Origin of the sequence: Ferruginibacter sp. (assembly GCF_031430955.1) — a bacterium.
Taxonomy (GTDB): Bacteria; Bacteroidota; Bacteroidia; order Chitinophagales; family Chitinophagaceae; genus Ferruginibacter.
In genome coordinates this window covers 1-15,149 of sequence record NZ_JANPCM010000707.1, presented here as the reverse complement: position 1 = coordinate 15,149, position 15,149 = coordinate 1, and the positions used below count along the sequence as shown (strand labels likewise).

The following is a 15,149-nucleotide window of genomic DNA, read 5'->3' as shown; positions in this document are numbered from 1 at the left end:
AGGCCGTTCATAATTACTTTCGCCCTGGTACCAAAGGCAACCTTTAATAGTAAAGCCTATAACGGGATGTATCATCCCATTATATAAAGTAGCAGTGTTTTTATTATTTAATTTTTCTGTGCCCGTTGCAGATGGCACAATAATTTCAGGAAATAATTTTAACGATTCACTACTCATAAATGCCTCGGCAGGCGAGCCACCATAACTAACATTAATTAATGCAACAGGTACTTTTAATTGTTGCTGTAATAATTTGCCGAAATAATAAGCCGTTGCAGAAAAGTTGCTGATATTTTCAGGAGTAGCATTTTTCCATGCAGCATTTTTACTGGTATCTTTTGCAAATCTTTCCACAGCACGGGGTACCGTATAAATTCTTATTTGATCATTGGCGGAATTAAAAACTGCATCGTTACTGCCCATGATGGGCTGATCTCTAAAACCTTTCATTGGCATTTCCATATTGCTTTGTCCGCTGCACAACCACACTTCTCCAATTAAAATATTTTTTATCATCACAGGGTCACCATCCGAAATAGAAATACTGTAAGGTCCGCCTGCAACCGGTGTAGCAATCTTCATCATCCATTTTCCATTGCCATCCGCAATGGCAGAGTAACTTTTTTTATTCCAGGATGTAATTATTTTAACAGCTGCATTTTGTTTTGCCCAACCCCAAACAGAGGCGTTAGTTTGTTGTTGCAATACCATGCCATCACTAAAAAATGAAGGCAGTTGTACTTTAGCCGAAAGAAAAAATGGGATAGCTATTATTGCAATAATACTTGCAGCGATGATTTTTTTAAATGCAATCATTGTGAGTGGTTTGCTGTGAGGAACGAATATAAAGGAAAAGTTTTCTATTAGCATCTGGTACTGTTATTTTTCCTGCGCTATTGGTTTACTTTTTTGTAAGGAATATTTGTATCAATACCAGTATTTTGATTATTCTTTTCTTCTTTTTCTTGATAAAAAGAAGCAAAAATCAAGGGCTGCAGAAAAAAAAGCTAAAAATTCATCGTCAAGGGTAAAATGAAATAAGTCACAACGGGAGAATGATACCGAACTATGAGCGACTTACAAGCTAAGAATATAACCGGGCATCGGTAACATCTATTTCATTTATACTCCTTGCCACTAAATTTTCTTAACGCAATTTTTTCCGAGGCCCATACTTCAAAAAACAGTACTGAGTAGTTGGGCTTTACTTCTTTTCTTACGCAATAAAATTTCTTTAAGTACAGTTAGCAGTTTGAAGCTAAGAGTAGAATTACAAATGCTGAAGCCACAGTAGTACAAAGGTTGAACATAGCTGCTTCCCGGGATTGGGCTGTATTCAATCCCGGGGCTCTTTTTTTGTTCTTTTTTGGAGAAGCAAAAAAGAAAACATTACTCAGAGAGTAACAATAAATAAATGATGACCTACAATAAAATTCGTAATTTTCAACTTCAAATTGCAGGGCTATTGTATGAAGGAAATTAAGGATAACAAAGAAGGATCGCATAAAAATATTTGGTACGGTTTGGGCCGCCAGCGAATCGAAATCCCCAAAACTATTTTAAAATCACGGGTGCAAAATAATTTACTGTTAAAGCATTTGCATATTTGTTCAATTGGTTTTTATCCCAAAGCAAAAGATCATTATACTGCGAGAAAAAAAGGCTTGCCCGAAAATTTTATTTTTTATTGTGTGGATGGACACGGCTGGTACGAAATTGAAGGGCAGCGGTACGAAGTGGGACCCAACGAATTTTTTATACTCCCTCAAAATAAAGAGCATGCTTATGGTGCAGATGCCGATCATCCGTGGAGCATTTACTGGATACATTTTGGTGGCGAGGGGTTACCGGCATTTAATAAAACTATGGCGGTACAAAAACATTTTAAACCTTTCTTAATAAAAAATAATGCACAAACTATTGCCATATTCACAAAAATTTATAAAGCATTACAGTTAGGGTACAGTATTGATAATTTATTATTTGCCAATATGTGCCTCACCCATTTTCTTACTTTATTTATTTACAATACCCGGCATTACGAATCAATTGAAAATGATACACCCGATTGTGTGGATAGTGCCATCCTGTATATGCAGGAGCACATCGACGAAAATATTTCATTAAATGAGCTGAGTAAACATTACAATTATTCTGTTTCCCGTTTTTCTAATTTATTTAAACATAAAACGGGCTATGCCCCAATTGATTATTTTTTGCAAATGAAAATGCAAAAAGCCTGTCAGCAATTAGATTTTACAACTCATGCCATTAAAGCCATTGCTTTTGATATGGGCTTTGATGATCCGTATTATTTTTCAAAAAGATTTAAAACAATTATTGGTGTATCTCCCAAAAAATACCGGGCATTAAAAAAGAGCGAATAATTTTTTTGCTTATCACAAAATAAATAATGAAGTATAAAAATATTTTTTACATTTTACTTTTTGTAAGTGTTGCAGTAAATACAAAAGCACAAAACAGCAAGTATAATATTGTCTGGAATTCGCAAAGCAAAAATGCTTCGGAGTCTATGCCCTGCGGTGGCGGCGATATTGGTATGAACTTGTGGGTTGAAAATGGTGAGCTGCTGATTTATGTTGCCAAAAGCGGCAGCTTTAATGAAGACAATGCGTTGATGAAAGCTGGAAGAATAAGAGTAAAATTATTCCCCAATCCTTTTGATGGAAAAGTTTTTAAACAGGAATTGCATTTGCAACAAGGCTATGTAACAGTTGAAGGAGAAAGTAATGGCGTAAAAGCAACAGTAAAAATATGGGCCGATGTTTTTAATTCGGTTGCACATATTGATATAAAATCAAATAAAAAAATAAATACTGAAGCCGCTTACGAAAGCTGGCGCCACCACGATAGAATAATAAAAGCAAGAGAAAATTTTGCCAACTCCTATAAATGGGCTGCACCCAAAAATAATGTGTACAAAAAAGATAGTATTGATTTTAACAGCAATGAAGTTTTATTCTATCACTACAACACTGCACAAACTATTTTTGATGTTACTGTTGCACAACAGGCAATGGAATCGGTGAAAGATCAATTGTATAATCCACTTAGCAAACTGGCATTTGGAGGTTCTTTCAGCGGAAAAAATTTTATACCTGCAGGCATTTACGAAGGTGAATATGTAAACACCAATTATAAAGGTTGGAAATTAAAAAGTACTGCGGCATCAAAAAATCATTCACTGAATTTATTTTTACATACGGCACAAGTTGAAAATATTGACACCTGGAAAAAATCTTTAGATTCTGTCAAGAAAAAATCCTCTAATAGTGCTATAGCATTTTATAATACACAGCTTTGGTGGAAAAGTTTTTGGAACAGAAGTTTTATCCAAACAGATAATGCACATATAAATTCGAAAACATGGGAAGTGGGAAGGAATTTTCAATTGTTCCGTTACATGCTGGCCATAAATGCACATAGTGGATGGCCTACAAAATTTAACGGCGGCTTGCTTACTGTTGATCCGGTTTTTACCGATACATCTAATAAACTAACACCCGATTACCGCAATTGGGGCGGCGGTTTGCATACCGCACAAAATCAAAGGCTGGTTTATTTCCCCATGATAAAAAATGGGGATTGGGATTTGTTACAAACTCAATTAAATTTTTATTTAAGAATACTAAAAAATGCAGAACTGAGGAGTAAAGTGTACTGGAACCATGGCGGAGCATGCTTTACAGAGCAAATGGAGAATTTTGGTTTCCCCAATTTTGCAGAGTATGGACAAAAGCGACCTTCCGGTTTTGATAAAGGAGTAGAGTACAATGCATGGCTGGAGTATGAATGGGATACGGTGTTGGAATTTTGTTTGATGATGCTGCAGGAAAATGAATACACTGGAAAAGATATCAGTGATAAAATTCCTTTTATAGAAAGTTGTTTGCAATTTTTTGATGAGCATTATCAGTATGCAGCAAAGCAGCGTGGCATTAAACCTTTGGATGAAAAGGGAAAATTAATTTTATATCCGGGAAGTGGAGCAGAAACATTTAAGATGGCGTATAATTCTACCAGTACCATTACGGCTTTGAAGACTATTGCTGAACGTACTATTACTTTTATGACGGGTAAAATAATAGGTCATAATATCGATACATCCATATACAGAAGAGTTAAATATCTTGTAGAATTTTATTCCAGAATTCCGGATATTAATTATTCCAATTTTAATGGTCATATTACAATTGCTCCTGCAAAAACTTGGGAACGCATTAATAATGTAGAGTCGCCGCAATTATACCCTGTATTTCCATGGGGCATTTATGGCGTGGGCAAACCCGGTTTAGATACTGCTATCAATACATTTTTGTATGATACCAATGTGGTTAAATTTAAAAGTCATATTGGTTGGAAACAGGATAATATTTTTGCTGCAAGACTGGGATTAACTGACGAAGCATGGAAATTAACCAGTTTAAAACTCCAAAATTCTGATAGAAGATTTCCGGCATTTTGGGGCCCGGGTTTTGATTGGGTTCCCGATCATAACTGGGGCGGCAGCGGCATGATTGGCCTGCAGGAAATGTTATTACAAACTGATGGGAATAAAATAATTTTATTTCCTGCATGGCCAAAAAATATTGATGTGCATTTTAAATTGCATGCACCTTACAATACAACAGTAGAAGCTGAAATAATAAATGGAAATTTGGTAACACTGAAAGTAATACCGGCAGAAAGAATGAAAGATATAAATGTATTGCTGAAATAAATTATGCGGTCATTAGATGTGAGGCTTTGCAGTAATTAAAACTTGGGGCAACGTACAGCATCAGAACTGGTGCTGTACCTTTCTAAATGTTTTTGATAGGTTAATGCTAATTCAAATCCGCCACGGCCATTGCTTGCAGTTTTTAACTGCGATAAATTGGCATCGTAACTAACGGATACGGAGAATGGCTTAAATTCTAATTTAACCACAGGTATTATTGCATCTTTCCAGCGTAAAAAAGCGCCGCCATGTAAAATGTATTTCGGGTCTTCAATATCATCTAATCTCCAGGAGTATAAAGCTCCGGCCATTGTTTCTGTAAAAGTGCCCTGCTTGGAATAATCGCCTAATAAAGTAAAGAAGGAGTATTCGTTAATATTCATCCTTACACCTAAAGAACCTACCCATTTGGGAATCATTTCGTAATTAGGGCTTCCATAAAAAGATACTTTGGTAGCTTTGTTAAAATGATGATAGGCAGCTCCAATGTAAATATTGTTATCAGGATTTTCTCCCACCTGTGAATTAAAACTCATACCAACGCTGCCATCTAAATAAGAATAAGAATTTCTTGGAAAAGTTTCGCCACTTGCCAAACCCGGATTAAAACCAGTACCATCATATTGGCTGTTGGTAGTTATCTTACTTCTGTCAATACTGCGTTGCACCCAGCCACCCATAAATCCTAAAGACAGGTACATATTTTTTTCTCCACTTAACGATTTATGGTAATTTACAGCAGGCAAAATATGGGTTGATTGCAAAGCAACTGTTCCGGCTTTATCGTATAAAATCTGGCCGCCAATGGTTAAAAAATCATCTCCTTTGCCTACAGGCTTTTTATATTCTCCATTTACCGAACCTGTTTGATATGGCACCGTAACACTGTTCCATTGATTGCGGTAAACCGTTTGTATCCTTACGTCGCCATCAAAAATACCAGCCAGCGCAGGATTTCTAAGTAAGGGGGTTTCAAAAAATTGCGAAAAATGAATGTCTTGTGTATAGGCGTGGCTGCCAATGACAATCAATATAAAAAAAATCAATAAAGGTTTTAGTAAACCTTTTTTCATGGTACAGTTTTTTGTTGTTAGTGCCAATTTGTAATATTTCAAACGTACAATTTGCATTATTATTATTGAATCAATGTAATATTTCCTTTGTAAGAAAGTATTTGGCTGTTCTCACACACTATTTCTATAACGTAAGTATAAACATCGGAATTTAGTGTTTTACCATTGTACTTACCATTCCATCCGGCAAACTGATCGTTGGGGAAAAGATTTACCTTTTGAAAAACCATTTCTCCCCAGCGGTTAAATATCCGCATGCTTTGTATAGCAAACAAGCCCGTACCTCTCGGAAAAAACCAATCATTCACCCCATCATTATTTGGCGAAAAAGTATTAGGGATAAAAACATTTTTATCATTACAAATTACAACAATAGTTATATTGTCGGTATTTATACAACCATTAGCATCGGTTACTTTAATGGTGTAAGTAGTAGTGTTTTTTGGAGTGGTTACCGTGTTGTAACAATTAGTACAGGATAATCCTGTGGCCGGCGACCATAAATAATCAATTACCGGCGAACCTGTTGGATTTATTGCAATCGAAGAACCTGCTCCAATAATTTTGGCAGGGCCTGCTTCAATTAATGGCAATGGATAAACTACTACAGTTTGATCAACAGTATCGGCACAGCCAGTACTGTTAGTTACAATTAACCGCAATGGATAATTACCGGCAGTATCGTAACGTACAGGTAAAGGATTTTGAGATATAGAAGTTTTGCCGTTTCCAAAATTCCAAAACCATATTATTTTTGAAGTATCAGGTTGAAGTATTATTCCTTTGAAAGTAAGTTTTTGCTGCATACAAATGGGCATATTGCCACTGATGTCAATTACAGGTGAGGCCACTACTTTAATATAATTAGTTTTAATTGCAGTATCGGAACAGCCATTGGCAGTTGTTACAATTAAACGAACAGTATAAAAACCCGGTGCTGTATAATTATGCGATGGGTTTTGTAATGTGGATGTACCGCCATCGCCAAAGGTCCATCGATAGCCATTTATAACGCCGTTGCTTATACTGGAATCAGTAAAGTTAATAATGCCTCCATCACAAAGCAGCGAATCATCGGCAGCAAAATTCACATCACTTTTTGTTACATAAATAGTATCGGCTCCGGTAACAGGTATCTGGCAACCGGTTTGATCTTCTAAAATTAATTTGGGTAAAAACTGGCCGGGTAATAAATAAGTATAAATAAGATTAGAATCTGTTGTGGCTAAAGTATTACCGTCACTAAAATCCCATAAATAAGTAACTGGGCCTGGTGTGGAAGCATGAAAACTAACCGGTAACGGGGAGCAGCCAGCCAGTGGGGAATAGGTTAATGTTGCGGTAGAAGGGTATAAAATAATTGTTTTGTTAACTGTATCAACGCAGCCACCGGGGCCAGTTACTGCTAATCTTGCAATGTAAGTTCCCGGGGTTGAGTAATAGTGCGTTGGTTCTGCTAAAGCAGATGTGGTACCATCTCCAAAAATCCATTTTGCACTGCTAGAGTACAAAGAAGTGTTGGTAAAAATTACTTCAAAAGGAGAACATGAACTAATTGAATCATTTACTGTGAATGCTGCCCTTACCGTATGTACTTTTACATAATTTATTTTGGTAGCAGTATCAGTACAACCATTAACATCTGTTGCAATTAATCGTACAGTGTAGTCGCCATCTGCCGCATATAATTTTACTGGATTAATAACTGTTGATGTCGTGGCATCTCCAAAATTCCAGTTGTAGGTAAGTCCAACACCTGTTGAACTATTGACAAATGTTACGTTTTTACCCACACAGGTTAAAGAATCCGGAGTAGAAAAAATTGCTTTTGGTTTTGTTACAAACACCTGTGTATTGGTAAGCAAAGTATTACTGCAGCCATAGCTATCTGTTACGGTTAACCGTGCATTAAAATAACCCGTTGTATCATAAATATGAGTAAAAGGCGGACTGCTGTAAGTTTGAGAAAAACCATCACCAAAATCCCAGGCCCATATTGTAACGGGATGGGTACCATCTGTAACAGTAAGATCAGTAAAGTTTACATTTAATGGTTTACATCCTGCCAATGGTGTAAAAGAAAAATTTGATGCAGGTCCCCATACCCTGATGATATTGGGTTTTGTAATTGTTGAAATGCAACCCCTTGTATCAGTAATGGTTAAAGAGACTGTATATAATCCCGGTGCAGCATAAGTATGATTAGCAGACACTCCTGCAAAACCAGAAAACCCATCTCCAAAATCCCAAAAATAACTTGCAATATTGGCAGTGTTTATGCCCAATGTTTGAAACACAGCAACCTGGCTGGTACAAATGGTATCATCCCCCACAGAAAAATTTGCCACTTCGTTAAACAAAGCAATACTGGTAGTTCTGGTATTACTGCAGCCACCATTGGTTACCGTTAGCGATACATTATACGTGCCAAATGTTGCGTAAGAGTGCACGGGGTTTTGTAAATTTGATGTAAACCCATCACCAAAATTCCAGGCCCAGGTTTGTGGTAATACAGATTGATCTGTAAAGGCTACCTGCAATTTATTATTGCAATTGAATGTACTTGTAAATCTTGCCACTGGTGGTAATGCAGTGATGTACCTAACTTTAGTTAAAGTATCGGCACAACCGTTATTCCATGCAATTAAACGGATAGAAAATACACCGGTATCTGTATAAATATATGAGGGGTTTTGATTGGCAGATGTTCCAATGCCATCACCAAAATCCCAGCTCCATCTATCCGATGGTGATGTTAAATCTGTAAACTGAACTGGCTGCCCAACACATTGTGCTAATGGAGAAGCACTGAAATTGGCCAAAGATTTATTGCCTGCTCTTACTGCATTTACAAAAATTGAAGAATCTGTACAGCCATCATTGGTTGTGATGAATAATTTTACGGTATAGTTACCCTGCAATACATAAGTGTGTGATGGGTTTGCAAGTGTTGATGTTCCTCCATCACCAAAATCCCACAAGTAGGTAGCAATACCATCAGTAGTGGTAACATTTGGAGTTGGGTTGATGGTAAAAGGTACGCAACCTTCTAATGGTAATCCGTTAATTGCAACAACTGGTGCCTGTACTCTTACAAATTGATTTTTAATAACACTGTCGCTGCAGCCATTTGCGCCGGTAGCAATAAGTGTTACAGTATAATTGCCAAGTGCAGTATAAGTATGAGATGGGTTTTGTAATGTTGAGGTTCCTCCATCCCCAAAATTCCAGCTCCATCCCGTTGCGCCGGTTGAGAGATCGGAAAAATTAACTGTGAATGGAACTTTACAATCAGTAACATCTGCTGCATTAAAATCGGGAGCAGGTAAACCTAAAACTGTAATTTGTTTGGTAATAGAATCTCCACAACTTCCATAATTGTTTACTAACTTAATAGAATATATTCCCGGTGCAGTATAAATTTTTGTTGGGTTGGTTGCATTGGAGAAAGTAGCATCTCCAAAATCCCATGACGAGCCAGCAGAAACAGGGGCTGAAGTATTGGTAAAAGTTGCTGTAACTCCCTGGCAAATTTGCGAAGGGCCTGTAAAATCAGAAACTACATCTCTTATAACTATTGCGGCTGGTTTTATTAAAGTATCAACACAGCCCGAACTGCTTTGAGTAATTAATGTAATATTAAAACTGCCCCCGGTTAAATAGGTATAACTGGGGTTTGCTGCTGTTGAAGTTCCACCATCGCCAAACTGCCATTCGTATGATAATAGTCCCGGACCGGTGGACAGGTTAGTAAAATTAATTGTTTCAGGAGGTTTGCAAAGTTGTGGCGCCGTATTACTAAAATCAACAATAACCCCCGGAGATACCTGTATAAAATTTGGTCTGCTTACCACTTTTGAGCATCCGCCGGCATTGGTAACTTTTAAAGTAACTGTATAATTACCAGCGGTTGTGTAAATATGAAAGGGGTTTTGTGCTGTTGATAAACCTCCGTCTCCAAAATCCCACTCATAGCCGGTTATGGCCGCCGAACCCCCAACAGATAAATCTGTAAAACTTACCCTTAAAGGAAAACAGCCTGATGAGTTAGAAGCACTAAAATCAACAGTAGGTTTATCATCTACCTTAATATATTGAGTACGGATAAAAGTATTACTTCCAGATGCATTAGTGGCTGTAAGCGAAACAGTATAAAATCCGGAGTTAAAATAAGTGGTGGTGGGATTTTGTTGGGTAGATAAAGTCCCGTTTCCTAAATCCCATTCCCACGAGGTGGGGTTGCCGGTAGATTGATCTGTAAAGGTTACAACCAAAGGTACACAACCACTAACGGGGTTTGCGGAGAAACCTGCAGTAGGTTGCGCTGTTGTAAATAAACCGGTTAAAATAAATATGGCAAGTATAAATAATTTCAAATGGTTGCAGGTATTGAATAATAGTAGTTTCATTAAGTATTAATAAGGCAGCGCAAATCAAATACCAAAAATTGTTCCGTTTTTAACCGGCTCCTCAAAATAAAGACCCTTCAGAGTATGAAAACGTTTGTTTTGGTGAAAATATTCTTTTTAGATTCTCTAAAAATAAAAAAACCTTCTAAAAAGAAGGGTTTCTTAATTTTAATGTGGAAAGAAATTTATTTACCCTCCCGACTTTATCAATAGGACAACCAAAATCATTCAAACAGCTTTAGAATCGTTTTTTGCTCATCAGTTTTATCCAAAAGCATCAATTTTGTCTCTTTAGACTGAGCTAAGGTTACAAAACCCTTACTGCAACTACACTGATATTTTTCAAAAGAAAAAGTGAGGAAAATAAAAGAGGCTGAAATTATTTTCAGCCTCTTTTATTTTTTGTGGTTTCTTAATTATTTTTATTTACTTCTACTTTACTTTTAGGCAGTTGTTGTTTTTCCTGGATAGCTTTTACTTTATCAGAAAATGTTTTGGTTAAGGTTACATTTTTTTCTTCTGCCTTTTTTATATCTGCCTGTAAACCCAATACTCTTTGTTCCTGCAGATTAGATGGTTTTACTTCCTGGTAACAAACAGAAGTGTATAAGTTAGTAATGTTTTCCCTTATTCTTTCTTCATCTGCAAATATAGATGCCTGTTTAGTGCCCATTAATGTACCCCGTAAAGTTTCTAACGAATCGTAATACTGCTGTACTACTTTTTTCTCTTTGGGGTTTTGCATTTTTTCCATCACCAGTTTAAGGTTTTTTTGTTTGCCACTTACATCTGCGGCTAATGCTGCCAGTTGCTCATGCATGTTGTATAACTTCATGGCTGTAGCATATTGCACTTCACGGTCAGCCAAAGTATAATCAGGTTTTTCTTCTGCCTTTAATTCTAATTTACTGTCGTACACTTTATCTGCCACTTTTACTTTTACTGTATATTCTCCCGGTAAAACCATTGGCGCAGTAAAGCCGCTAAAATCGGCCTTGGCTCCGCCGCTTGCAACTTTTGGCGGGGTGGTACGCATGTTCCAGTACACCACATTTATACCTTTACGTTTTGTGCCCGGCATTGTTTGTAATAATTTTCCCTGCTTATCATACACTTCAATTTTTACATCACCGGTATTTAAACGATCCCTGAAATAATATTTTATCGGTGCCTGCTGTGGAGTATTATTTGCACTCCATCCTTCGCTTTGTGTACCCACGGTTTGATATTTGCCCATGGTTAAATTGATGGGCTTGCTTTCAAAAATATAAGCTTCTTTGCCGGCCATATCATTCGTCATGTTTCTCATGGCAGTAATATTGTCAACAATTAAAATTCCCCTGCCATGTGTGGCAATAATTAAATCGTTGGTAGTGGGGTGAATTTGAATATCTCTTACCATTGCTTTCCAGGGAATATTATTTTTCATACGGAACCATTTTTTACCACCATCCAATGTAGCATACAAACCCATTTCAGTTGCAAGAAATAATAAATCCTTATTTACATTATCTTCTTTTATTTTATGGGCAAAGGCATTGAATTCTTCGCTAACAAATTTTGTAAAAGTCTTTCCCATATCAGTTGATTTGCCGGCATAGGTTTTATGATCGCCATACATGTGATTTTCCCAGGTGACATACACTGTATTCTTATCAAACTTACCGGGTTCAATACTTGTAACCCAACTTTGCGGTGCAATACCTGCAGCGGCATAATTTTTTGCAACGTTTGTCCAGTTTTTTCCACCATCGGTGGTGTATTGCAAATTACCATCATCGGTACCTGCCCAAATAATATTTTCATCTAAAGGCGATTCTGCAATGGTAAAAATAGTACAGTGATTTTCTGCAGAAGTATTATCTGCACTCATGCCACCCGATTTTTCCTGCTCCTGTTTCTTTTTATCATTGGTAGTTAGATCAGGCGAAATTTTTTGCCAGCTTCTGCCTTGTGTTGTTGATTTATATAAATATTGAGAGGCCACGTAAAGATTGTTTTTATTTTTACTTCCAATCACAACCGGCGTGTTCCAGTTAAAGCGTAATTTTTCTTCGCCAATTGCCTGTTGCGGTTGTACGCTGTACGATGTTCCGTCTTTTGTATTAACCCTGTTTACATGGCCACCCTGGTATTCTGCATATACAATTGATTCATCAATACCATCTGGTTGTACCCAAAAACCATCACCACCAAATAAAAATTTCCAATCCGAATTTTTTATCCCGAATGCTGCCTGGCTGGGCGCTACCCAACTGCCATTATCCTGCAAACCCCCATACACATTGTAAGGTTCTTTATTATCAAAAGCAACATGATAAAATTGTGGCACCGGCAATGAGGCTAATAAAAGCCACGAAGCGCCCCTGTCGGTACTCATATACACACCACCGTCGGTGCCCAGATACATCTGATTAGTGTATTGCGGATTTATCCAAAGTGCATGCATATCGCTATGCACACTAAAGCCGCCATCAGCAAACGAATTTCCTCCATCATCGCTATAGCTAAAACCAAAACCGGGCCGGTACACTCTTTTAGCATCTTTAGGATCTATAACTAAACAGGAAAAATAAAATGGACGTGATACTACATTAACTATTGCACTTTGATTTTTCCAGGTAGCGCCTGCATCATTACTGATGTACAATCCGGTTTTTTCTGCCTCTACAATAGCTAATAATTTATTGGGTTCAGATGGGGCTAATGCTAATGCTGCTCTTCCAAAAGGTTTTGCCGGAAGACCGCTGCTTAATACATTCCATGTTTTTCCGCCATCGGTACTTTTATACATGCCACTGCCGTTACCACCAGAGTTAAAGGAGTAGGGCGTACGCCTGAACTCCCAGGTACTGGCATAAATTATTTCAGGATTTACAGGATCAATAACAGCATCGGCGCAACCGGTTTTTTCATTGATGTATAAAATTTTATCAAAAGTTTTTCCGCCATCAGCAGATTTGTATAAACCACGGTGTTTACTGTCGCTCCATAACGGTCCCGGGCAGGCTACATAAATAATATTTGAATTTTTTGGGTTGATGATTACTTTACTGATGTGTTCAGTACTGTCAAATCCAGGAATCCTGCTCCAGTTATCGCCACCATCAGTTGTTTTAAATAACCCATCACCAATGGAAACGGTATTTCTCATATTGCTTTCGCCGGTACCCACATAAATTGTTTTAGGATTTTGCTGATCAATGGCCAATGCGCCAATTGACTGGCAATATTTATCAAAAACGGAAGTAAAAGAAACGCCTGCATTGGTTGTTTTCCAAACACCACCACCTGCAGTACCAATGTATAAAGTACGGGGCTCGTTATTTACACCTTCAATTGCAGATATGCGGCCCCCCGTAACTGCCGGGCCTAATTGCCGGGCCTGCATCATACCAAATGTAGCAGAACTTATTTGTGCATTTATGGTAATACAGTTTATTAAAAATAACACTGCAAAAATTATTTTCTTCATAAAATTTATTTATAGTTTTGGAACTTTATTTTTTTGTAGAGAACAGTTTATCATCTAAAGGAATATTTATTTCAATAGTATCAAAAGTTAAATTGTCTATCGTATAAGGGAATAGAATTCCTTCTTTAGTCTTTTTAAAATTGTAATAGTTAGATGTATTGGTAAACTCCTGTCCATTGCTTACCCCTTTGGCAGTGGTGCGGATGATATAATATGTATCCGGATCGATAAAATAAAAAATCGTTTTACCATTTTTTAAATTTACACGAAGCTGTATGGCATCTACACCATCAATATCTTCATTCTCCATTAAATCAATTGTATGTCCCTTGGCTATATAATTAACCAGCGAACCTTCTAAATCTAATTCATCGCTGGAAAGTTTTATATCTTCTGCGGTCATCCGTTCCGGTGTGGCCATGCCCCCAAACGGGCTAAAATTAAAACCGGAATCTTTAGTGATGATCTGATAACCTGTTAACCCATTAAAAGAAAAATCTGTTCGCTCTGATAAGTTGTGAACGGCATAATAATTTACCGGGTATTTAACTCCCTGCTGTTCACCATTGCCCATTTTTTTTATGGTTTTTACACTCATCAACTTTTCTTTACCCCCCATAGTTTCAATAATCTTCTCTAAAATTTTATCTAATTTATTTTGCGTAAAAGCTGTTGTACTTAAAACAGCCAGCAGTAATAAAAAAACTGTTTTCTTCATGATGTTAAGTTTATTTATTGATAAGGGTTTAAATGTAAAGAAAGATAATCAATATACATAGCACCATTATAAAATAGTGGAGGAGCGGTTAATTTATATTTTAAAAGCAAGACTAATCGTTATAAACCAACAGCAATTATGTTTTCTTTGTTTAAAAAAACAGACCTTTGCATCAAAATAAATATAGTGAGACCTTTTAAACATCAGCAGCAGCGCCCTAAAAAAAGCAGTTTAGTAGTAGGAAGAAAAGCCATTATTGAAGCCCTGCAAACCGGTAAACAATTAGAGCGTATTTATATGCAAACCACAGTGCATGGCGAAGTAATTGACGAAATTAAAATTTTAGCAGAAAAAAATTTAGTACCCATAAATAAAGTGCCTGTTGAAAAACTCAACAACTTTAATGTAAGCAACCACGAAGGCTGTGTAGCCTTAATTTCTAAAATTCAATACCAGGACCTTCAGGATGTAATTTCTTTTATTGTTGATAAAGGGGAGATGCCGTTATTTTTAATTTTAGATGGCATTACCGACATCAGAAATATTGGCGGCATTGCCCGTAGCGCTTTTTGCTTTGGTGTAAATGCCATAATTATTCCTGATAAAGGAGTAGGGGCTTTAAATGAAGATGCCATTACTACATCTGCCGGTGCATTGGAGCAAATGGCAGTATGCCGTGTCAGCAGTTTAATGAAAACAGTAGATGACCTGCACATGAATGGTATTAAAGTTT

8 protein-coding genes are annotated in these 15,149 nt (G+C 37.0%); 3 read left to right on the top strand and 5 right to left on the bottom strand.

The features are described 5' to 3' along the window. Positions 1-816 (bottom strand): sialate O-acetylesterase (locus ACY65O_RS20275; RefSeq protein WP_462222679.1); only part of this gene is annotated, 816 nt, incomplete at its 3' end. Between the two features lie 653 nt (positions 817-1,469). On the opposite strand from ACY65O_RS20275, the gene ACY65O_RS20270 reads away from it, so the two are divergent. Continuing rightward, entirely contained in the window at positions 1,470-2,387 is a 918-nt protein-coding gene (locus ACY65O_RS20270; RefSeq protein WP_462222678.1) for an AraC family transcriptional regulator, read from the top strand. Between the two features lie 26 nt (positions 2,388-2,413). Continuing rightward, complete coding sequence (locus tag ACY65O_RS20265; RefSeq protein WP_462222677.1) at positions 2,414-4,741, top strand: DUF5703 domain-containing protein; 2,328 nt, start codon at positions 2,414-2,416, stop codon at positions 4,739-4,741. A gap of 35 nt (positions 4,742-4,776) precedes the next feature. Here ACY65O_RS20265 and ACY65O_RS20260 read toward each other — a convergent pair whose 3' ends face one another. From ACY65O_RS20260 to ACY65O_RS20245, 4 genes are all read right to left on the bottom strand, one after another. Further along, a complete protein-coding gene (locus tag ACY65O_RS20260) occupies positions 4,777-5,814 on the bottom strand; it encodes a PorP/SprF family type IX secretion system membrane protein (protein WP_462222676.1) in 1,038 nt (345 codons plus the stop codon). Between the two features lie 62 nt (positions 5,815-5,876). Beyond that, positions 5,877-10,223 carry a PKD domain-containing protein gene (locus ACY65O_RS20255; protein WP_462222675.1) on the bottom strand — a complete coding sequence of 1,449 codons (4,347 nt, stop codon included), beginning with the start codon at positions 10,221-10,223 and terminating at the stop codon, positions 5,877-5,879. 412 nt (positions 10,224-10,635) lie between these two features. After that, a complete protein-coding gene (locus ACY65O_RS20250) occupies positions 10,636-13,698 on the bottom strand; it encodes a VPS10 domain-containing protein (RefSeq protein ID WP_462222674.1) in 3,063 nt (1,020 codons plus the stop codon). Positions 13,699-13,723: 25 nt separating this feature from the next. Next, positions 13,724-14,416: a hypothetical protein gene (locus ACY65O_RS20245; RefSeq protein ID WP_462222673.1), complete on the bottom strand. Its 693-nt coding sequence runs from the start codon at positions 14,414-14,416 to the stop codon at positions 13,724-13,726. A gap of 186 nt (positions 14,417-14,602) precedes the next feature. Between ACY65O_RS20245 and ACY65O_RS20240 the strand changes: the two genes are divergently transcribed. Continuing rightward, on the top strand, positions 14,603-15,149 hold a 547-nt coding region (locus tag ACY65O_RS20240), incomplete at its 3' end, for a TrmH family RNA methyltransferase (RefSeq protein ID WP_462222672.1).